Annotated in this window: 17 protein-coding genes; 8 read left to right on the forward strand and 9 right to left on the reverse strand. The window is 72.1% G+C overall.

Translation table 11 applies throughout. The features are described from left to right. Positions 1 to 273: 273 nt before the first annotated feature. Both AB0881_RS23020 and AB0881_RS23025 read left to right on the forward strand, forming a co-directional pair. Positions 274 to 2,373: a PQQ-dependent sugar dehydrogenase gene (locus AB0881_RS23020; RefSeq protein ID WP_366619687.1), complete on the forward strand. Its 2,100-nt coding sequence runs from the start codon at positions 274 to 276 to the stop codon at positions 2,371 to 2,373. Positions 2,374 to 2,441: 68 nt separating this feature from the next. Beyond that, complete coding sequence (locus AB0881_RS23025) at positions 2,442 to 3,374, forward strand: LamG-like jellyroll fold domain-containing protein (protein ID WP_366619689.1); 933 nt, start codon at positions 2,442 to 2,444, stop codon at positions 3,372 to 3,374. An 80-nt stretch (positions 3,375 to 3,454) separates the two neighbouring features. On the opposite strand, the gene AB0881_RS23030 is transcribed toward AB0881_RS23025, so the two are convergent. The 5 genes from AB0881_RS23030 to AB0881_RS23050 form a co-directional block, all read right to left on the reverse strand. Further along, positions 3,455 to 4,513: a rod shape-determining protein gene (locus AB0881_RS23030; RefSeq protein ID WP_366619691.1), complete on the reverse strand. Its 1,059-nt coding sequence runs from the start codon at positions 4,511 to 4,513 to the stop codon at positions 3,455 to 3,457. Between the two features lie 88 nt (positions 4,514 to 4,601). After that, positions 4,602 to 5,675: a galactose-1-phosphate uridylyltransferase gene (gene galT / locus AB0881_RS23035; RefSeq protein WP_366619693.1), complete on the reverse strand. Its 1,074-nt coding sequence runs from the start codon at positions 5,673 to 5,675 to the stop codon at positions 4,602 to 4,604. A 25-nt stretch (positions 5,676 to 5,700) separates the two neighbouring features. Then, on the reverse strand, positions 5,701 to 5,925 hold the full coding sequence (locus AB0881_RS23040) for a hypothetical protein (RefSeq protein WP_366619695.1): 225 nt from the start codon (positions 5,923 to 5,925) through the stop codon (positions 5,701 to 5,703). 332 nt (positions 5,926 to 6,257) lie between these two features. Further along, positions 6,258 to 7,631, reverse strand: a complete 1,374-nt coding sequence (locus tag AB0881_RS23045; RefSeq protein ID WP_366619697.1) for an MFS transporter — start codon at positions 7,629 to 7,631, stop codon at positions 6,258 to 6,260. A gap of 140 nt (positions 7,632 to 7,771) precedes the next feature. After that, positions 7,772 to 8,260: a hypothetical protein gene (locus AB0881_RS23050; protein WP_366619699.1), complete on the reverse strand. Its 489-nt coding sequence runs from the start codon at positions 8,258 to 8,260 to the stop codon at positions 7,772 to 7,774. A gap of 403 nt (positions 8,261 to 8,663) precedes the next feature. Here AB0881_RS23050 and lpdA point away from each other — a divergent pair, with 403 nt between their 5' ends. After that, positions 8,664 to 10,067, forward strand: a complete 1,404-nt coding sequence (gene lpdA / locus AB0881_RS23055) for a dihydrolipoyl dehydrogenase (RefSeq protein ID WP_366619701.1) — start codon at positions 8,664 to 8,666, stop codon at positions 10,065 to 10,067. Positions 10,068 to 10,239: 172 nt separating this feature from the next. Then, positions 10,240 to 11,091, forward strand: coding sequence for a dimethylargininase (gene ddaH, locus AB0881_RS23060; protein ID WP_366619703.1), 852 nt, complete (start codon positions 10,240 to 10,242; stop codon positions 11,089 to 11,091). Between the two features lie 84 nt (positions 11,092 to 11,175). Here ddaH and AB0881_RS23065 read toward each other — a convergent pair whose 3' ends face one another. Further along, positions 11,176 to 12,588 (reverse strand): MFS transporter, encoded by a 1,413-nt coding sequence (locus tag AB0881_RS23065; RefSeq protein WP_366619705.1) that lies wholly within the window; start codon positions 12,586 to 12,588, stop codon positions 11,176 to 11,178. 27 nt (positions 12,589 to 12,615) lie between these two features. On the opposite strand from AB0881_RS23065, the gene AB0881_RS23070 reads away from it, so the two are divergent. After that, positions 12,616 to 13,644 (forward strand): hypothetical protein, encoded by a 1,029-nt coding sequence (locus AB0881_RS23070; RefSeq protein ID WP_366619707.1) that lies wholly within the window; start codon positions 12,616 to 12,618, stop codon positions 13,642 to 13,644. Here the strand turns inward: AB0881_RS23070 and AB0881_RS23075 are convergent. After that, positions 13,622 to 15,067: a wax ester/triacylglycerol synthase family O-acyltransferase gene (locus AB0881_RS23075; RefSeq protein WP_366619708.1), complete on the reverse strand. Its 1,446-nt coding sequence runs from the start codon at positions 15,065 to 15,067 to the stop codon at positions 13,622 to 13,624. The genes AB0881_RS23070 and AB0881_RS23075 overlap by 23 nt on opposite strands. A 252-nt stretch (positions 15,068 to 15,319) precedes the next feature. Between AB0881_RS23075 and AB0881_RS23080 the strand changes: the two genes are divergently transcribed. Next, the gene (locus AB0881_RS23080; RefSeq protein WP_366619710.1) at positions 15,320 to 15,997 is read left to right on the forward strand and encodes a uracil-DNA glycosylase; all 678 of its coding nucleotides are present in this window, start codon (positions 15,320 to 15,322) and stop codon (positions 15,995 to 15,997) included. Between the two features lie 22 nt (positions 15,998 to 16,019). Here the strand turns inward: AB0881_RS23080 and AB0881_RS23085 are convergent, their stop codons facing one another. Beyond that, a complete protein-coding gene (locus tag AB0881_RS23085; protein ID WP_366619712.1) occupies positions 16,020 to 16,883 on the reverse strand; it encodes a hypothetical protein in 864 nt (287 codons plus the stop codon). Between the two features lie 133 nt (positions 16,884 to 17,016). Between AB0881_RS23085 and AB0881_RS23090 the strand changes: the two genes are divergently transcribed. Continuing rightward, positions 17,017 to 17,778 (forward strand): lysophospholipid acyltransferase family protein, encoded by a 762-nt coding sequence (locus tag AB0881_RS23090; RefSeq protein WP_366619714.1) that lies wholly within the window; start codon positions 17,017 to 17,019, stop codon positions 17,776 to 17,778. Positions 17,779 to 17,820: 42 nt separating this feature from the next. After that, a complete protein-coding gene (locus tag AB0881_RS23095; protein ID WP_366619716.1) occupies positions 17,821 to 18,978 on the forward strand; it encodes a DUF5925 domain-containing protein in 1,158 nt (385 codons plus the stop codon). A 15-nt stretch (positions 18,979 to 18,993) separates the two neighbouring features. Here the strand turns inward: AB0881_RS23095 and AB0881_RS23100 are convergent, their stop codons facing one another. Continuing rightward, positions 18,994 to 20,193 carry an aminotransferase class I/II-fold pyridoxal phosphate-dependent enzyme gene (locus tag AB0881_RS23100; RefSeq protein WP_366619718.1) on the reverse strand — a complete coding sequence of 400 codons (1,200 nt, stop codon included), beginning with the start codon at positions 20,191 to 20,193 and terminating at the stop codon, positions 18,994 to 18,996. Positions 20,194 to 20,249 lie beyond the last annotated feature (56 nt).

A 20,249-nucleotide genomic window follows, 5' to 3' on the forward strand; every position in this document is an offset into this window, starting at 1 on the left:
GGCGGCGCCGGACGCGGCGACCGGCGGGCGGTACGTGGCGACGTGGCTGTGGGCGCCGGGGGCGGCGGTGGCGCTCGGGCTGACGCTGGCCGGGTTCGCTGCGGCGGCGCCGGTCGGGCTCGCCGTCGCCACGGTCGCCACGGCGGGCGACGCGATTCTCAGGAGAATTCGTTCTTGACGGGTCAGGAGGTTCCTCGTACGTTCGGGAAAGCGCTTCCAGAAAGCGCTTTCTACATCAGCTCTTCTCGTCCCCACCCCCCTTGGACGGCCGGAATGACCAAGCTGAGATGGTCCCTACCGACGATCCTCGCCCTCCTCGCGTCGCTGGTGGCGGTACCGCCCGCCACCGCCCGTGACGACGGCCCGATCAAAGATCCGATCCCGGACGACCCCGCCCCGGCGGGGCTGGGCCTCGTCGTGGAAGAGGTCGCCCAGCTCCCCGCGTCCACGCCGACCCCGGCCGATCTGGTCACCGACCCGCGGCTGAAGCGGCACAACCGCATCAACTACGTCAGAGAGATGCCCGACGGGTCCGGGCGGCTGGCCGTCCCCGACCTGAACGGCAGGCTGTACCTCCTGGACAAGAGGACCAAGGAGCAGAAGACCTACCTGGACGTCGGCGCGACGTTCGCTCCGGACTTCTTCTCCGCGCAGGGGCTCGGCCAGGGCTTCGGCTTTGTCACGTTCCACCCCGACTACCGGAGGAACGGCAAGTTCTACACGGTGCACGTCGAGGCGGGCGAGGCCCTCAAGACCAAGAAGCCCGACCTGACGCCGCAGCCGAGGACCGCGTACCACGGCATCGTCAACGAGTGGACGGCCGCCGACCCGTCCGCCGACGCCTTCGAGGGCACCCGCCGCGAGCTGCTGCGCATCGGGTTCTCCGGCCGCATCCACGGCATCCAGCAGATCGACTTCAACCCCAACGCCAAGCGCGGCACCGCCGACTACGGCAAGCTCTACGTGACGGTCGGCGACGGCGGCAACGGCAACGTCGGCGACAACGGCGGCGACCCGCAGAACCTCGGCGTCCCGCAGGGCAAGATCCTCCGGATCGACCCGGCGGGGAACGACAGCGCCAACGGGAAGTACGGCATCCCGGCCGACAACCCGTTCGCCGGGCAGGCCGGCAAGGTCGGCGAGATCTACGCGTACGGCATGCGCGACCCGCACCGCTTCAGCTGGGACACCAAGGGCTCCAAGCGGATGTTCCTGGCGCACATCGGCGAGCACGCCATCGAGTCGATCCACCAGATCTCGCCCGGCAGCAACCTCGGCTGGAGCGAGCGCGAGGGCGCGTTCCGGTTCGACAAGAACGACCGCTGCTACCTGTACCCGCTGCCCGCCGACGACGCGAAGTACGGCTACGAGTACCCGGTCGCGGCGTACGACCACGACCGCCCGCCCGGCCACTCCTGCACCAGCGACAGCGGCCACGCCATCTCCGGCGGCTACGTCTACCGGGGCGGGAGGCTGCCCGCGCTGCGCGGCAAGTACGTGTTCACCGACATCGTCGACGGCCGGCTCCTCTACACCGAGGAGCGCGAGATGCGGCGCGACCCCGCCGGCAAGAAGCGCGCGCAGATCCACCAGCTCAGCGTGTACGACACCGCCGGCAACCCGGTCACGATGAAGCAGCTCGCCGGCGACAACCGCGTCGACCTGCGGATCGGGCAGGACGCCAAGGGCGAGCCGTACCTGATCGCCAAGGCCAACGGCAAGATCTGGAAGGTCGTCGGCACCCGCGCCTTCGCCGACTGCAAGACCTCCCCCGTACGCGTCAACGGCGCGACGGATGCCGGGGACTGGGCGCCGGTGACGCCGTCCAAGTGGCGCTTCGAGAACGGCGAGGTCGTGCTCGCCGAGGCGGGCGAGGCCCGGCCGGGGCCGCGCCGCCCGTTCGAGTACGCCGTCCTGAAGAAGGGCCCGGAGCTGGGCTCGTCCCGGATCAGGGCCGAGGTCAGGCTGGACACCCCGGTCGAGGTGACCAACCGCGATGTGATCATCGTGTTCGGCTACAAGTCGGACGCCGAGTACTACTACGCCCACCTGTCGACCGACAACACGATCTACCCGCACAACGGGATCTTCAAGGTGGACAACGCCGACCGGCTGCGCATCGACGGGCAGTGGAACGGCAACCGTGAGATGCCCGCGGGCGCGCCGCCCGCCGTCACCGACGCGAAGTGGCACGGCGTCGAGGTGCGGCACTGCGCGGACACCGGCGAGATCGGCGTCTACCTGGACGGCTCGACGAAGCCGCTGATGACGGCCGTGGACAGGACGTTCACGTCCGGCCGGGCGGGCTTCGGCTCGTTCGACAACATCGGCCGGCTGCGCGACCTGACCGTCACCGGAACCCGCGCCTCCTGACCCGCCGAACCCGCCCCGGGCGGGCGCGCCTCCCGTCGCCCGCCCGGGGCCTCCCAAGGGAGCCCAAGATGATCATCCGCCGCGTTCCGGCCGTGCTGGCGGCCGCCGTGGTCGGCGCCTCGCTCGCCGCCGCCCCGGCCTCCGCCCACGGCGGGCCGGACGTCGTCCCCTCGCTCAAGCGCAGCGTCGTGGCCTATTACAACTTCGACAGCCCCGTACGGGGGAACCCGGCCAAGGAGCGCGACCTCGGCCGGTCCGGCACCGACATCGACCTGGTCAACGGGGGCGCCGCGATGCGCGTCCAGGACCGCGCCCACCACAGGAGCGGGCGCGCGCTCCAGCTCGGCCAGGTCAACCCGAACCTGGCGGGCAACGACGACTGGAAGACGGGCATCTACTCGCCCACCGGCGTGCCGTCGCTGCGCGCGTACAACGCAGCCCGCGGTGCCACGATCATGGGCTGGTTCAAGATGACCGGCACCAACCCCAGCCCGAACTCCAACACCGCGGACCCGGACGACAGGTTCAACGCCATCGGCCTAGCGGGCGTCCTGACCGGCAACTCCAACGGCCACGACGTCCGGGCCCTGCTGGAGCTCATCAACGTGAACGGCGAGCTGAAGGTGGTCGCGCTCGGCCGCCGCCTCGACGGCGGCAATTCGCAGACGTTCGCCGCGAGCCAGGACTGGCAGAGCATCCTGCCGCAGGGCGAGTGGGTCCACCTGGCCGCGACGTTCGACTTCGACGACGGCACGATGGCCCTCTACAAGAACGGGAGGCCGCTGGACGGCTTCTACACCCGCACCGACGACCCGTGGGCTCTGGAGGGCGAGCCCGAGCCCGATGCGACCACCGCGTCCGACCCGCGCGGCATCAAGATCGGCGGCAGCTTCCCGCAGAACACGCGGGAGCAGAACCCCTGCAACTGCCGGATGGACACGCTCCTCTTCCTGGACCGCCCAGCAACCGCCCACGAGGTCCGCCAGCAGTACCACCGCTGACCCGCCGCAACTCCCGCGCGCCCGGCCGGACGATCTCGATCGCCGGTCGGGCGCGCAGCCGTGCTCCGGGGCCTCCGGGGTCAGTGGACGAGGGTGTGGCGGTGGCCCAGGGGTGGGAGGCGGTTGGACTCGTAGCCGCGGATGGGGCGGAGCAGGGTCGCGGCGCCGCGGACGGTGGCCTCGGCGGCGTTCTCGGCCACGCGGGCGCGCAGGCCGGTGCCGTCGCGGATGACGGCGGCGAGGCCGGGCAGGCGGGCGGCGCCGCCGGTGAGCGTGATGCCGGACGAGAAGAAGTGGCCGGCCATCTCCGGCGGCGAGCCGGCGATCGCGGTGCGGACCGCGCGGACGATGGCGTCCAGGGCCGGGGCGATGGCGTCGTGGATGCCGGCGGCCGACACCTCGGCCGTGCGGGGCAGGTCGGTGTCGCGGTCCTTGCCGTGGACGACCGTCCGCACGTCCCCGTCGGGCGGGACGGCCGCGCCGACGGCGAGCTTGACGGTCTCGGCGGTGAGCGGCGCGATGATGAGGCCGTACTCGCGGCGCACGTGCGCGGCGATGGCCTTGTCCATGGTGGTGCCGCCGACCCGGGCGGTGTGCCCGGTGAGCAGCTCGCCGCCCATGACGACGCCGACGTCGGTGACGTGCGCGCCGATGTCGGCGACGATCGCGACGTCCTCGCCGCGGTCGGGCAGGCCCGCGCCGGCCGCGGCGGCGATCGGGACCGGGACGAGGGTGAGGCGGCGGGCGCCCGCGCCGAACGCGGCGAGCCGGACGGCGCCCAGCTGGACCTGGCTGATCTGGCTCGGCACCGTGATCGCCATCCGCGGTTTGGCCATGTAGCGGCGCCGGTGGTGGGTGCGCAGCAGGTGGCGCAGGAGGTCCTCGGTCTCCTCGGCCTCGGCGGGCACGCCGTCGCGGATCGGCTGGACGAGCCGGACGCCGTGCTCGCGGTTCGCCAGCGCCAGCGCCGCGGTCCCGGTGGCGAGCAGCCGGCCGGTGCCGAGCTCGCGGGCGATGGCGGACGGCTGGCTGGCCACGAGGCCGCGTCCGTCCACGTACATGCGCACCATGGCGCTTCCGAGGTCGATCGCGGTGGCGCGGCACGAAAGGTCCCCCAGGGCCGTGAGTCCGTGAGCCATCCTGATGCCCTCCTTTGCCAGGCATGTCCGGTGGTCTCCTTTAACCCTGACCGTGCCTGGTATGCCGTAACACCACCGACCTCTCCCGTTATGGCAAATGGGGCGCCACTTCGCGGAGCCGTTCGGCGATCCGCTCGGGCGGCACGTCGTTGATCCAGGCGGCCATGCCGGACTCGGAGCCCGCCAGATACTTGATCTTTCCGGGGGCGCGGCGGACGGAGAGCAGCTGGAGATGCAGCCGGATCAGGTCGCGCCCCTCCCCCGCCGGCGCCTGGTGCCAGCCCGCCACGTACGGCAGCGGCGTGCCGTACAGGGCGTCGCAGCGGCGGAGCAGGTCGCGGTAGAGGACGGCCAGCTCGTCCCGTTCGGCGGCGGTGAGGGCGGGGAGGTCCGGTACGTGGCGGTGCGGCATGAGGTGCACCTCGACGGGCCAGCGGGCGGCGGCCGGGACGAACGCCGTCCAGTGCTCGCCCCGCTGGACGACGCGCGTCCCGGCGTCCCGTTCGGCGGCCAGGACGTCCGCGAAGAGGTCGCCGGAGTGGGCGGCGGCCATCGCGAGCATCCGTTCGGTCCGCGGTGTCACGAACGGGTAGCCGTAGATCTGGCCGTGCGGATGGTGGAGCGTCACCCCGATCTCCACCCCGCGGTTCTCGAACACGAAGACCTGCGCGACGTCCGCCCTGGCCGACAGGTCGGCGGTGCGGTCGGCCCACGCCTCGACGACCGTGCGGACGCGCGCCACCGGCAGGCCGGCGAGCGACGCGTCGTGGTCGTCGGTGAAGCACACGACCTCGCAGCGGCCGCGGCCGGGCGCGCGCGGGAAGAGCTCCTGCCCGTCAATGGTCGGAGGCACGCCCGCCGTACGGGAGGAGAACGACGGGAAGCGGTTCTCGAACGCCACGACGTCGTACGCCGCGTCGGGGATCTCCGAGGCCGGGCCGCCCGGGCACAGCGGGCACTGGTCCGGCGGCGGGAGGAACGTGCGGGCGTTGCGGTGCGCGGTGACGGTCACGTGGTCGCCGGTGAGCGGGTCGCGGCGGACCTCGCAGAGCGGTTCCGCGGCCGGCAGGCCGCGGGGGTCGGGCACCGGTACGCGGCCCGGCTTCCCGTCGAAGTAGATGATCTCCCGGCCGTCGGCGAGCCGGCTCGATGTACGGAACACCCGGCGAGGCTACCGGCCGCGGGCCTCACGGCCAGCGGTACGCGGCCCCGCGCATCGGGATGTGGTACGGCTCGTAGCACATCGTGGTCACGTGCTCGTCCTTGCAGCTCAGGCACAGGTAGGTGCGGTGCCCGCGCAGCCCGCGGCCGCGCCCGGCGCAGGGCGGGCACGCGCAGGGCGACCAGCCGACGATGACGCGTCCCGGCGCCAGCCGATGGCCCCGGGGGCAGAGGAAGGGCACGTGCTCCACGCACCCACTCTAATCGAACACATGATCGAACGCCTCCCCGGGTGCGCTCGACAGGCCGATGACCAGCGATTTTGCGAAAAGCCTGGTTTAACCCCAGGTCAATGGGGTGGTACGTGACGAAGGTCACGTGCCGGATGGGGCTACAGGGGAAATGTCCGGCCGCATCATGGATGTTGTGAAGATCGGGCCCGGAGACAGGGTCCGGCACACCCTCGAGGGGAGGAACCAGAGTGACCTTCGTATGGACCGCACTGCTGCTCGAGACCGGCGCGGGCCTGGCTATATCGGCCGCTCTGGCCGCCTGGTCCCGCAAGCGGTTCGCGCGCCGCTGATCAAGCTTTCCCGGCCGCCCCGGAGCCCACGGGCTCCGGGGCGTTCTCGTTCCCGGCCTCCTCGATGGGCACGCCCGCGGTCTCCGGGATGACCAGCAGCGGGCCGATCGCCACCACGCCCGCCAGCATGAGGTAGTACGCCGGCACGTAGTTGCTCCCGGTCTCCTTGATCAGCCAGCCCACCAGCACGGCGCACGTCCCGCCGAACAGCGAGGTGGAGATGTTGTAGCCGATCGCGAACGCCCCGTACCGGACCTTGCTCGGGAACATCGCCGGGAACGTCGACCCGATCACCGCCAGCATCAGCACCAGCAGCCCGCCGATCATGGCGTAGCCGGCCGCGACGCCGAGCCCGTGGTTGGTCTGCATGAACGCGAACGCCGGCCAGCTCAGCAGCACGAAGCCGATCGCGGCCGTGATCAGCAGCGGTTTGCGGCCGATCCGGTCCGACAGCGCCCCCAGCGGGACGATCACGGCGATCATCGCCAGCTCCACCGCGATCGTGATGAGCTGCGCCTGGACCTCGGGCACGTCGAGATAGGCCGTCAGGTACGACGGCATGAACGTCAGCAGCGTGTAGTCGGCGATGTTCAGCAGGAAGACGATGCAGATGAGCTTGACGATCATCGGCCAGGCGTTCAGCAGCGTCTCCCGCAGCGGCGCCTGGGAGATCTCGCCGGCCTGCTCCATCTTCTGGAACGTGGGCGTGTCCTCGATCCGGGTCCGCACGTACAGCCCGACGATGCCCAGCGGCAGCGCGATCAGGAACGGGATCCGCCAGCCCCAGGAGTGCATGGCCTCGTCCCCGACCAGCACGTGCATGCCGAGGACCAGCCCGGCGCCGGCGACGTAGCCGGAGAGCGTGCCGAGTTCGAGGAAGCTGCCGTAGAAGCCGCGTCTCTTCGTGGGGGCGTACTCGGCGATCATCGTCGCCGCGCCGCCGTACTCGCCGCCGGTGGAGAAGCCCTGCACGAGCCGTACGGCCAGCAGCGCCAGCGGCGCCGCCATCCCGATCGTCGCGTAGCCGGGCAGGATGCCGATGACGAACGTGGAGCCCGACATCAGGATGATCGTGGTCGCGAGCACCCGCTTGCGCCCGATCCGGTCGCCCAGCGGGCCGAAGAACATCCCGCCGAACGGGCGCGCCACGAACGCCGCCGCGATCAGCGCGAACGAGCGGAGCGTGGCGCTGCCGCCCTCGTCCGGCGGGAAGAACACGGTCCCGACGATCGAGGTGATCACGCCGGCGCTGAACACGCCGAAGTCGAACCACTCGATGCAGTTGCCCATCGCCGAGGCGATCACGGCCTTGCGCACCGCCTCCGGCGGCGGGCTCTGGGTGCCGGGCTCGGCGTCCGCGTCCTTCAACGACATGCCCGTACCTGTCCCCGTGGAGATCGGAACCTAACGCGGAGGATCCGGACGGGGAGGACGGTATCGGCGATCAATTCGTCAGGAAATCACCAAGAACACCATCGATCGCGTACGGCCAGGACGCCTCTCAGGACGCCTTCCTAGGACGCCTTCCGCGCCCGGCGGATCTCGGCCAGGGCGGCGGTCTCCGCGGGCTCGGACCCGTCGTCGTCCGCGTCCCCGTCGTCCCCGTCCCGCCCGTCCTGCTCGTCCTGCTCGTCGAAGAGCGCGGGGAGGGCCTGCGTGCGCTGCGGGTCCTCATTGGGCTCGACCTCGGGGATCGCGACGAGGGCCTGCGTCACCTGCGCCTCCCGGGTGATGACGCCGCTGGCGAGGACGGTGTTGCGGTGCCGCAGCGAGCCGTTCTCCCGGAGCAGGTCGTCGACCTCGCGGCGCGCCCGCGCGATCCGCTTGCTCATCCGCAGATGGACGTAGAAGCCGCCGGCGGCGGCCCCGAGGATGAAGCCGGCGAGCAGCGGCACCCACATCGCGGCCACCGCGGCGGCGACCAGCGCGATCACCACCAGCAGAGGTCCGGCGTGCCGCTCCGCCCGGTCCAGGACGGTGTTGACGCGCTTGGGGATCCTCACTCGCCATTCCTCCCACATTCTCTTGTTCGGCCGACTCGGGCCGGCTCCGGGCGCGGGCATACTCGGGCGTACGCCACGGCCCGGCCGAAGGGGTCTCGTCGGGGTCGCCGGCGCGCCGGGGCCGGGGCGTGCTCCATCCGGCGCGTGCTCTGCCTTGCCCGGCTCTGCATGAACGACACCGCGGGCTGCGCATGTTCCTGGACGGGTTGAGTTCCGCGCCACAGCGTGCGACCTACACCATCGCCGTCACGCGGGCACCTACAAAATCATAACAGCATGTTACGAAGAAGCCTCAATCGCGGTCATTCAGTCACCGAACGTGTCCCGGCGCCCGCGGCGGGCGCGGCCGGAACGGGGCAGGTCGGGATGCGAACACCGCCCGCCGCGGAATATCGTCCTAAGAATGAGCAATCATTTTGACGTCGTGGTCCTGGGCTCGGGCCCGGGTGGATATGTCGCCGCGATCCGGTCGGCACAGCTCGGGCTGAAGACGGCGATCATCGAGGAGCGCTACTGGGGCGGGGTCTGCCTGAACGTGGGCTGCATCCCCTCCAAGGCCCTGCTGCGCAACGCGGAGCTGGCCCACATCTTCGCCCACGAGGCGGACAAGTACGGGATCAAGGCCGAGGGGCCGGTCTCCTTCGACTACGGCAAGGCGTTCCAGCGCAGCCGCGAGGTCTCGGAGAAGCTCGTCAAGGGCGTCCAGTTCCTCATGAAGAAGAACAAGATCACCACCTTCGACGGGCGCGGCACGTTCACCGACCCCAACACCCTCCAGGTGGCCAAGGCCGACGGCGCCACCGAGACGGTGACGTTCGACAGCTGCATCATCGCCGCGGGCGCGCACACCAAGCTGCTGCCGGGGACCTCCCTGTCGGAGCGGGTCGTGACGTACGAGGAGCAGATCCTCAGCTCCGACCTGCCGGAGAGCATCGTCATCGCGGGCGCCGGCGCCATCGGCGTCGAGTTCGCGTACGTGCTGCACAACTACGGCGTCAAGGTGACGATCGTCGAGTTCCTGGACCGGATGGTGCCCAACGAGGACGCCGACGTGTCCAAGGAGCTGGCCAAGCGGTACCGCAAGCTCGGCGTGGACGTCCTGACCTCCACCCGCGTCGACGCGATCGACGACTCCGGCCCCAAGGTCAAGGTCACCGTGACCGGCAAGGACGGCAACCAGCAGGTGCTGGAGGCCGACAAGGTCCTGCAGGCGATCGGCTTCCAGCCGAACGTCGAGGGGTACGGGCTGGAGAAGACCGGCGTCCGGCTCACCGACCGCGGCGCCATCGACGTCGACGGCCGCTGCCGCACGTCCGTCCCGCATATCTACGCCATCGGCGACGTGACCGCCAAGCTGATGCTGGCGCACGCGGCCGAGGCCATGGGCATCGTCGCCGCCGAGACCATCGCCGACGCCGAGACGATGGAACTCGACTACGTGATGATCCCGCGCGCCACGTACTGCCAGCCGCAGGTCGCCAGCTTCGGCTGGACCGAGGCGCAGGCCAAGGAGCAGGGCTTCGACGTCAAGGTCGCCAAGTTCCCGTACAGCGCCAACGGCAAGGCGCTGGGCATGGGCGAGGGCGAGGGCTTCGTCAAGGTGATCAGCGACGCCAAGTACGGCGAGATCCTCGGCGCGCACATGATCGGCCCCGAGGTCACCGAGCTGCTGCCCGAGCTGACCCTGGCCCAGCAGTGGGACCTGACCGTCCACGAGGTGTCCCGCAACGTGCACGCCCACCCGACCCTGGGCGAGGCCATGAAGGAGGCCGTCCACGGCCTCGCGGGCCACATGATCAATCTGTGACCCGCACGCTTTCCGGCCGGTCGCGGGACCGCGCAACGAATCGCCGTCCCGCGGCCGGGAAAGCAATGAAACACCAGGTCAGCGCAATGCCGCACGGCTGCTGAACCGCCCCGCGGGCTCCTAGGATTTCGATCGTCGGCCATCGATCGATCATCGAACAACAGGAGACCGCATGACCGTGTCGCCGGCTCTGGAGCCCGCCGCCCGGCCCGTCCGGACCGCCTTGCGGCGGCGCTACCTGATGTGCCGCCCGGAGCACTTCGCCGTCACGTACGCGATCAACCCGTGGATGGACCCCGGCGCCGGCGCGGACGCCGCGCGGGCCGTCGAGCAGTGGGAGGCGCTGCGCGCCGCGTACCTCGGGCTCGGCCACGAGGTCAGCCTGATCGACCCGATCCCCGGGCTGCCGGACATGGTCTTCGCGGCCAACGGCGCGCTCGTGGTCGGCGGCCGGGTGTACGGCGCCCGCTTCACCCACCCCGAGCGCGCCGCCGAAGGGCCCGCGTACATGGAGTGGCTGCGCGGCGACGGCTTCACCGACACCCTCGAAGGGCTCCACACCAACGAGGGCGAGGGCGACTTCCTGACCCTCGACCACGTCATCCTGGCCGGCACCGGCTTCCGTACCGACCTGGCCGCCCACCAGGAGGCCCAGGAGTTCCTCGGCCGCCCCGTGGTGACGCTCCGCCTGGTCGACCCGCGCTTCTACCACCTGGACACCGCGCTGTTCCCGCTCGACGGCGGCAACGTCGCGTACTACCCGGGCGCCTTCTCGCCGGGCAGCCGCGCCGTGCTGGAGCGGCTCTTCCCGGACGCGCTCCTCGCCGGCGAGGCGGACGCGGCGGTGCTCGGCCTCAACGCCGTCAGCGACGGCCGCAACGTCGTCGTCAACGCCGAGGCCACCGGCCTGATCGCGACCCTGGACGCGCACGGCTACACCCCCGTGCCGGTCGACCTCTCCGAACTCCGCAAGGCCGGCGGCGGCCCCAAGTGCTGCACCCTGGAGCTGCGCCCGGCCGCCTGACCCCGCCCCGCGCCGGGGGCGCCAGAGACGGGGGACGAGGGGGCGGAGCCCCCAGGCAGGGGGCGTGGGGGCCCCGCCAGCCCCTCACCGGGACGAGCGCGTCCCTTCGCGAGTCCTGCGAGCGAAGGGGCGCGCCCGTCCCGCCTGGGGTCCGGTGCCGGAACCCCGGGAGAACACCCGCAGGGGCGGGATCTCGATCCCGTCCTCCGCCATGCGGCGCCGGGCGAGCCTCCTCGTCCGGAAGACGCCCGCCAGGCCGATGGCCCACATGAGGGCCTGGACGGTCCAGGCGGCGCGGAACGCCTCGGGGGTGAAGTCGCCGCCGGGCGACATCGCGTCCAGCACCAGCCCGATCAGCAGGATCGAGACGAGGGCGGCGACGAACCCGCCGCAGTTCACGATGCCGGTCGCGGTGCCCTGGCGGGACGGCGGGTTGAACGTCCGGGCGAAGTCGAACCCGATCATGGAGCCGGGGCCGCCCAGCGCCACGCAGAGCACCAGGACGAACAGCAGCCAGTGCGGCGCGGGCGGCGGCACCGCCAGCACCGCCGTCCAGGCGGTGATCATGATGGCGACGATGCCGAGGACGAGCCAGGAGCGGCGCAGCGGGTGGCGGGCCACCAGCCGGCCGACGAGCGGGCCGGAGACCATGGTGGCGAGCACGAACACGGTGATCAGCGTGCTGGCGGCGCCGGCGGAGAGGCCGTGGCCGGAGACGAGGTACGGGAAGCCCCACATCAGCGCGAACGTGTTCGCGGAGAACTGGGTGACGAAGTGCGTCCACAGCCCGAGCCGGGTGCCGGGGTGCCGCCAGCAGGCGAGCAGGTCGCCGCCGACCTCCCGCAGGGACGCCGTGCCGGTACGGATCGTGCCGGGTGGACCGTTCCGGAGGAAGGCCATCGCGAGCACCCCGACGAGGACGCCGAGCGAGGCGGCCGACGCGAACGCGGGCGTCCAGCCGGGGCCGTGCAGCAGCGCCACCAGCGGCACCGCGCTGAGCACCTGGCCGAGCTGGCCGAGCAGCCCGGTGAGCTGCGTCACCACCGGCACCTGCCGGGCGGGGAACCACCGGGTGACCACGCTGAGCACGCTGATGAACGTCATGGCGTCGCCCGCGCCGACCATGATCCGGGCCGCCACGGCGCCGGCCATGTCGGTGGAGAACGCCAGCAGCGCCTGCCCGGCGGCCATGAGCAGCGCGCCGCCGGCGACCATCACGCGCGGCCCGAGCCGGTCGAGCAGCAGCCCGACGGGGATCTGCAGCCCGGCGTACACGAGCAGCTGCAGCACGGTGAACGAGGCCAGGATGCCGCCGGACGCGCCGAACCGGTCGGCGGCGTCCAGGCCGGCGACACCGAACGAGGTGCGGTGCAGGATGGCGACGACGTAGGCGAGGATGCCGACCGACCACAGTACCCAGGCGATCGCGGGGGCCTTGGCCTTCAGGGGGGCGCCGGTCTCGGGGGCTGGGGCGGGGGAAGGTCGATCGTCACGCACGTGTATCGACGATATGCGAGGACTGAAATGGCTGGTTCGGTCGACCCCGTTTCGTGGCGAGAAGCACGTGCCCGCCTCACCGCGGAACGGGCGGCGCTGGGAGAGGTCGCGGGGACGCACTACCCCGGCCTGGCGCGGGTGGAGGGGACGCCGCTGCTGGTGCGGGACGAGTGGGTCCCCGACGCGCCGCTGCCGCTGGAGGACGTACGGGTCGGCTGGAACGCCCGGCCCGCTCCCCCGGCCGTCGCGGATCCGTCCGAGGGGCTGCCGCCCGGGTACCGGACGTACGCCGAGGCGATGGCCGGGCTCGCGCGGCCGAGGGTGTTCGAGGACCGGCCCAGCTACCGGCTGCTGGACGCGGACCTCGCGAAGGGGTCGCTGTCGTTCGGGCCCGCGCGGTACTTCGACGGGGTCAACGTCGGCGAGGCCGTCGCGCACGAGCTGGCCGCCGGGACGCCGGGGCTGCCGCTGCGGCGGCGGATCGGCGATCCGTGCGACCTGTCCCGCCGGACGGCGCTGCTCGCCATCACGACGCTGACCGTCACCGAGTCCGGAACGTACGTGCTGCACTGGCGGGATCCGGAGAAGGTCGCGCACGCGGGCGGGCTGCACCAGGTGATGCCGGTCGGGGTCTTCCAGCCGCTGGAGGGGGCGGAGGGGGATCTCGATCCATGGCGGTGCGTGGTCCGGGAGTTCCATGAGGAGCTGCTGGGCGCGGACGAGGACTACCCGCCCGGCTTCGACCAGGAGGCGTGGCCGTTCCACCGGGAGCTGACCGCGGCCCGCCGGGACGGGCGGGTGCGGGTGCGCTGCCTCGGGCTGGGTGTGGATCCGCTGACGCTCGCGGTGGACCTGCTGACGGTCGCGGTGTTCGAGGACGCGGCGTTCGGCGAGTTCTTCGGCGGACTGGTGCGGGAGAACGCCGAGGGGCGGGTCCGTACCGCCGCGTTCGACGGTACGGTCCCCGCCCCGATGCAGCCTGCCGGTGCCGCCGCGCTGAGGCTGGCCTGGCGGCACCGGCGGGTCCTGGGGGTCACTCCCGGGCGAGCGCCCTGAGCTCGTCCAGCGCGTCGGTGAGGTGGTCGATCAGCTCGGACGGGTTCGGGACCAGGTCGCGGCAGGCGACGATGCCGATGTCCACCTTGCCGTCGTAGGAGAACACGGTGATGTTGAGCCCGCCGCTGATGTCGGTGATCACCGAGATCGGGTAGTAGCCGAGCACCCGGGCGCCGCTGAGGTAGAGCGGGAACTGCGGGCCGGGCACGTTGGAGATGATGAGGTTCATCGGCCGCAGGTCCAGGCTCGGCACGACGCTCATCGCCATCCGGGCCAGCGGGCCCATCAGCGGCGCGGGCATCAGCCCGGTCAGCTCCCGCAGCCAGGCGCCCGAGCCCGCCGCGAACCGCCGCTTGCCCAGCTCCATGTCCCGGCGTACGGCGGCGTACCGCTCGGCCGGGTCGGCGAGATGGGTGGCCAGCGGGGCCGTCATGATCGAGACCTGGTTGCCGGGGTCGTTCTCCCGGCCGTCCTTGCGCAGCGACACCGGCACGCCCGCGACCAGCGGGCCGTCCGGCAGCTCGCCGCGCTTGTCCAGCCACTGCCGCAGCGCGGTCGCGCACAGCGCCATCACGACGTCGTTGACGCTGCCGCCGAGCGCGGTGCGGATCTCCTTGACGTCGGCCAGGTCCAGCTCGCCGTACGCGACCGCGCGGCGCCGGCCGATCGGCTGGTTGAACGAGGTGGGCGGCGCGCTCACCCGGGGGACGCGGGGGCCGCCGTCGCGGCGCAGCACGCCCTGCACCGCGTGCGAGACGAGGCCGGCGCCGGGCAGTTGCATGACGCCGGGGATCTCGTCCAGGTGCGGGGCGGTGCGGGCCACCGACAGGGCGCTGCGCAGCGGGTGCGTGGCGGCCTTGAGCAGCCCGGTGCTGAACATGCTGAGCGCGCCCGGGGCGCGCTGCGGCGCGGCGTCGTCGGCGGGCAGCTCGCGCGGCTCGGGCGACAGGTCGAGCAGCGCGGCGAGCGTCTCGGCGGCGAGGACGCCGTCGATCGCGGCGTGGTGGGCCTTGACGTACACGGCGCAGCGGCCGCCCTCCAGACCCTGGATGAGGGCGATCTCCCAGAGCGGGCGGTCGCGGTCGAGGGGGCGCTCGTGCAGCATCGCGACCGCCTCGCTGAGCTGGGCGGCGTTTCCTGGTGCGGGCAGGCCGATCTCGAATATGTGCCGTTCGGGATCGAAGTGTGGATCGTCCTCCCAGTACGGGACGTCGAGGCCCAGTGGCACCTGGGCGAGGCGCTGCCGGAGGGGCAGCGCCGCCAGATGGGCGCGCTCGCGGACGAGCCGCGCCACGGCGGCGACGGTCAGCCGCCCGCCGGGGCAGGTCGCGGGGTCGAGCACGCCCAGGCCCGCGATGTGCGCGTGCGTGGTGCTCGTCTCCGCGTTGAGGAAGGTGGCGTCAACGGTCGTCAGCTGGCTCATACTCGTCCCGTCTCAAGTGCCCTGCGCCGGCCTACCCCTCTAGGAGTTATGAAATACCGCGCGGTACGTCAATGCGGTCAGAAATGAAGTAACGCCGACTTAACTGGAGTTTTCACCGCGTTCAACTGGGAGGTCTCGGGCGCCTCCGGAGCAACACGACCTTCCGACCTGTTGTGGTCAGATAACTTCACTCACACGATCAAGACGGGTTCCGGAAGCGGCCGTCGTACCCCGGCATTAGGGTTGTCCGCCATGACGGGACGACCACTCTCGGAGATCGTCGACGCGGGCTGGGCCAAGGCCCTCGACCCCGTGGCCGGCCGGATCTCGGCCATGGGCGACTTCCTGCGCGCCGAGGTCGCGGCGGGGCGCCGCTACCTCCCCGCGGGCGGCGACATCCTGCGCGCCTTCACCCATCCCTTCGACGACGTCCGGGTGCTGATCGTCGGCCAGGACCCGTACCCGACCCCGGGCCACCCGGTCGGCCTCAGCTTCTCGGTCGCGCCGGACGTCCGGCCGCTGCCCGGAAGCCTGGTCAACATCTTCCGCGAGTACGGCTCCGACCTCGGCCTCCCCCAGCCGTCCAACGGCGACCTGTCGCCGTGGACGGGGCAGGGCGTCTGCCTGCTCAACAGGTCCCTCACCGTGATGCCGGGCAAGCCCAACTCGCACCGCGGCAAGGGCTGGGAGGAGGTCACCGAGCAGGCCATCCGCGCCCTCGCGGCCCGCGGCCGGCCCCTGGTGGCGATTCTGTGGGGCCGCAACGCCCGCGACCTCAAGCCGCTCATGCCCGGTGTGCCGTGCATCGAGTCCGCGCACCCGAGCCCGATGTCGGCCGACCGCGGGTTCTTCGGCTCCCGCCCGTTCAGCCGCGCCAACCAGCTGCTCCAGCAGCAGGGCGCCACCCCGATCGACTGGAAGCTCCCCTGAACCGCCCCCGCCAGGGGCCCGCTCAGTAAGGGAAGTCGGGGAGGCGCATCAGCAGCGAGGCGAACTCGCCGGGCGCCGGGGTGTCCGGGGCCCCCGACAGCGGGGTGAGGCGGCGCTCGCCGTGGCTCCAGTAGACACCGGGCGCGCACGGGTCGTCGGCGTCGGCGTGCATCTCCTTGACGACGTCGGCGAAGACCGGCAGCACCTCCAGCACCGCTGTGGAGGTGATCGGGTACAGCAGCAGCGTGCTGTGGCACGGGACGCCGACCAGGGCGCCGTGCCGGTTGGGGCCGGGCAGGAACTGCTCGACCTCGCTGAGCAGCGCCGACACGTAGCGGCTGCCGGGCTTGGTGACCACCCGGACGTCCCGGCCGGGCAGCAGCGGCTGGTCGCGCACCGACACGTCGGCCAGCTCGCGGTCATGGGTGTTCGTCATCACGTAGCCGAGCTTGCGCAGCCCCAGCAGGCCCGCCCTGGCCTTGGTGAGCGGTCCCCCGTAGCGCGGGTGCTCGATCATCACCATCGCGTCGAAGTGGTCGCCGGCCGGGACCACCACCAGGCCCTCGCGGTCGCGCGGCGCGAGCTTGGGCACGATGCGCAGCCGCAGCAGCTCCCGCACGTCCCCGAACAGCTCCATCTCGCCGACCGCCAGGAACGCGCGCTGGCCGACCTCCCGGACCCACTCGTCCACCACGCCCGGCCACGTCTCGCGCGGCTCGCGCGCGCACCGTTCCAAGGCCGTCCACGTGGAGGCGCGCGCCTCCGACCGCCCCACCGGGAGCACCACCTCGGAGGTCCCGTGGTCGAACCAGGCGCTGGGCGCCACCACCGGCAGCAGGTCCCGGATGAGCGCGTGCACGTCCGCCGCCGCGTCCAACGGTTCCATGCTCATCCCCCTTCACCGGAACATTCAGATCACTCGGCACCACCATCTCAGAGTTGGGGGCCGCCGCGCGATCGTTCGCCGGGTCGGGCGGCTCCGGCCCGGCCCGCGGGCCGCGGTCCGGTACCGTGCATCCATGTCGGAAATCGTGTATCCACCGGTGATCAAGGCGGCCCAGGGGCTCTTCAAAGCGCTGAACATCAAGTTCCGCCTTGAAGGGACCGACCGCATCCCCCGTACCGGTGGCGCGGTGCTCGTCAGCAACCACGTCAGCTACCTCGACTTCATCTTCGCCGGGCTGGCCGCCCACCCGGCCGGCCGGCTGGTGCGGTTCATGGCGAAGAAGGAGATCTTCGACAACCGGATCGCCGGGCCGCTGATGCGTGGGATGCACCACATCCCGGTGGACCGGAACGCGGGCGCCGCCTCGTACAAGGCCGCGCTGACCGCGCTGAAGTCCGGCGAGATCATCGGGGTGTTCGCCGAGGCGACGATCAGCCGCTCGTTCACGGTCAAGGACATCAAGAGCGGCGCGGTCCGGATGGCGGTGGCCGCCGACGTGCCGCTGATCCCGATCACGCTGTGGGGCCCGCAGCGGATGTGGACCAAGGGCCGCAAGCGCCGGCTGCTGCAGCGCGGCGTCCCGGTCACGATCCTGGTCGGCGAGCCGATGTACCCCAAGCGCGGCGACGACTACGACCAGGTGACCCGCGACCTGCACGCCCAGATGTCGGAGCTGCTGGAGAAGGCGCAGCGCGAGTACCCCGAGCTGCCCACCGGAGCCGACCGCTGGTGGCAGCCCGCCTACCTCGGCGGGACGGCCCCCACGCCCGAGGAGGCCGAGGAGCTGGACCGCAAGGAGCTCGAGGCCCGCAAGAACCGCGGAACGGACGGTTAATTCGGTGGACGCTCCGGGCGGACGCGCCTGATCATCGATGCCATGACCGTGTCGCGAGAGAGGCCTCAGGAGATCCTGCATCTCGTCGAGCCGCCGGACGAGGGCCCCGACGCCGCCCTGCCGGTGGTGTTCAACTTGAGCGACAACAACTCGCCCGCCGACGTGATGGACGTGCTGTCGCTGCGGCCGTTCGCGTCCGGCGAGCAGCCCTGGTCGCGGTCGGCGCGGCTGGAGCACGTGAAGCCGGACGCGCCGCTGCGCCCCGAGGGGGCGCGGCTGACCCGCGTCGCGCACGAGCGCGGCAAGGAGTCGGTGCTGGCCGAGGGCGACGGCTGGACGCTGCTCACCAACCGGTGGAAGAACGGCGCCGCCTACGTCGCGGTGTCGGCGGTCACCGACGAGCTGGCCGAGAGCGTCCTGGAGTCGTGCGTCAAGGACGCCACCGAGCCGCCCAAGACCGACGACACCCACGTCGAGATGGGCTTCTGGCACATGGGGCCGCACGGCCCGGTCCGTACCGAACGGGCGATCTCGGCCGATTCCTGGTCCGACATCCGGCGCAACTACACCGCCCCGGTCGCCGAGGCCCTCGACCGCGTCATGGGCCTGACCCGCGACGAGGTCGCGGGCCGGCTGCTGCTCCTGCACGGCCCGCCGGGGACGGGCAAGACGACCGCCCTGCGCGCGCTGGCGCGCTCGTGGGGCTCCTGGTGCCAGTCCGACTGCGTACTGGACCCGGAGGCGCTGTTCGGGACGCCCAGCTACCTCATGGAGGTCGCGGTCGGCGAGGAGGACGACGAGGAGCGCCGCTGGCGGCTGCTCATCCTGGAGGACTGCGACGAGCTGATCCGCGGCGAGGCCAAGCAGTCGACCGGCCAGGGGCTGTCCCGGCTGCTCAACCTCACCGACGGCATGCTGGGGCAGGGCCGGGACGTGCTGGTGGCGATCACCACCAACGAGGACCTGACCCGGCTGCACCCGGCGATCGTCCGCCCCGGCCGCTGCCTGGCGCAGATCGAGGTCGGCCCGCTCACCCGGAGCGAGTCGCTCGCCTGGCTGGACGGCGCCGAGCCCGGCCCGGACGGTGCCGAGATCGGCCCCGACGGCGCCACCCTCGCCGAGCTGGTCGCCCTCCGCAAGGGCGAGAAGGCCCCGTCCGCGCAGGAGGCGCCGTCGTCCGCGACGGGCTTCTACCTCTAGGCGTCCGGCAGCCGGCTAGCCGGCGGCCTTGGCGAGCGCCTGCTCGACGTCCTGCCACAGATCGTCGGGGTGCTCCAGGCCGACGGCGATGCGGACGGTGCCCGCGCCGATCCCGGCCGCCTCCAGCGCGGCCGCGTCGAGCTGCCGGTGGGACGTGCTCGCGGGATGCATGACGAGCGTCGACACGTCGCCGAGTGAGGCGGCCAGATGCATCAGCTCGACCGAGTCGGTGAAGATCCGGCCCGCCTCCCGGCCGCCTTCGAGGTCGAACGACAGCACCCCGCCGCCGCCCGCGGGCAGCAGCCGCTGCGCGCGCTCGTGCTGCGGGTGGCTGGGCAGGCCGGGGTGGGCAGCGCGGGCGACGGCCGGGTGCGCCTCCAGCCGGCGGGCCAGTTCGAGGGCCGTCGCGCTCTGCCGCTCGACGCGCATGGGGAGCGTGGCGAAGCCGCGCAGCGCCAGCCAGGCGGCGAACGGGTCGGCCGCCGCGCCCAGCTCGATGGAGTGCTTCCAGACCCGCTGATAGGTCGCCTCGTCCGCGAAGACGGCCATGCCGCCGAGGATGTCGGCGTGCCCGCCGATGTACTTGGTGGCCGAGTGGACGACGATGTCGGCGCCGTGCTCGATGGGGCGGCACAGCGTCGGCGCGAACGTGTTGTCGACGACCGCCGTCACGCCGTGCTCGCGGGCCGCGGCGATGAGGCCGGGCAGGTCGGCGACCTGCGTGGTCGGGTTGGCGATCGTCTCCAGGTAGAGCAGCCGGGTCCGCGGGCGCAGCGCCGCCCGCACCTCCTCGGGGTCGTCCCCGGACACGTGGGTGACCTCGACGCCCCAGCGCTCGGCCAGGTCGGCGAGCAGCGCGAACGTGCCGCCGTACAGGCAGGACTGGGCGATGACGTGGTCGCCGGACCGCAGCAGGCCCATCAGCACGGCGTTGATCGCGCCCATCCCGGACGCGGCCGCGATCGCCGCCGTACCGCCCTCCATGTCGGCGACGGCCTCCTCAAGGGAGCGGACGGTCGGGTTGGCGAAGCGCCCGTAGAAGTACGCCGAGCGCGGCCCGTGGAACGCGGCGGCCATCTCCTCGGCGCCCTCGAAGGCGAAGATGTGGCCCTGGTGGATCGGCACCCCGATCGGGCGGCTGCCGGCGGGGGTGTTCACGTTCGGGTGGACGGCGCGGGTCTGCTGGTGGCGGCGGGAGCCGTGGTCGTGGTTCATGCATCCAGCCTGCGGTCCCAAAGAGGGATCGGACAGGGCCAATTCCCGCCAGTGGC

This window comes from Spirillospora sp. NPDC029432, from assembly GCF_040703975.1.
Classification (GTDB): Bacteria; Actinomycetota; Actinomycetes; order Streptosporangiales; family Streptosporangiaceae; genus Spirillospora.

Bases quoted from the DNA above. Each gene is read 5' to 3' on its own strand.
- AB0881_RS23020 (WP_366619687.1), top strand. From the start codon at position 274: ATGACCAAGCTGAGATGGTCCCTACCGACGATCCTCGCCCTCCTCGCG.
- AB0881_RS23025 (WP_366619689.1), top strand. From the start codon at position 2,442: ATGATCATCCGCCGCGTTCCGGCCGTGCTGGCGGCCGCCGTGGTCGGC.
- AB0881_RS23030 (WP_366619691.1), bottom strand. From the start codon at position 4,513: ATGGCTCACGGACTCACGGCCCTGGGGGACCTTTCGTGCCGCGCCACC.
- AB0881_RS23045 (WP_366619697.1), bottom strand. From the start codon at position 7,631: ATGTCGTTGAAGGACGCGGACGCCGAGCCCGGCACCCAGAGCCCGCCG.
- lpdA (WP_366619701.1), top strand. From the start codon at position 8,664: ATGAGCAATCATTTTGACGTCGTGGTCCTGGGCTCGGGCCCGGGTGGA.
- ddaH (WP_366619703.1), top strand. From the start codon at position 10,240: ATGACCGTGTCGCCGGCTCTGGAGCCCGCCGCCCGGCCCGTCCGGACC.
- AB0881_RS23070 (WP_366619707.1), top strand. From the start codon at position 12,616: ATGGCTGGTTCGGTCGACCCCGTTTCGTGGCGAGAAGCACGTGCCCGC.
- AB0881_RS23075 (WP_366619708.1), bottom strand. From the start codon at position 15,067: ATGAGCCAGCTGACGACCGTTGACGCCACCTTCCTCAACGCGGAGACG.
- AB0881_RS23080 (WP_366619710.1), top strand. From the start codon at position 15,320: ATGACGGGACGACCACTCTCGGAGATCGTCGACGCGGGCTGGGCCAAG.
- AB0881_RS23085 (WP_366619712.1), bottom strand. From the start codon at position 16,883: ATGGAACCGTTGGACGCGGCGGCGGACGTGCACGCGCTCATCCGGGAC.
- AB0881_RS23090 (WP_366619714.1), top strand. From the start codon at position 17,017: ATGTCGGAAATCGTGTATCCACCGGTGATCAAGGCGGCCCAGGGGCTC.
- AB0881_RS23095 (WP_366619716.1), top strand. From the start codon at position 17,821: ATGACCGTGTCGCGAGAGAGGCCTCAGGAGATCCTGCATCTCGTCGAG.
- AB0881_RS23100 (WP_366619718.1), bottom strand. From the start codon at position 20,193: ATGAACCACGACCACGGCTCCCGCCGCCACCAGCAGACCCGCGCCGTC.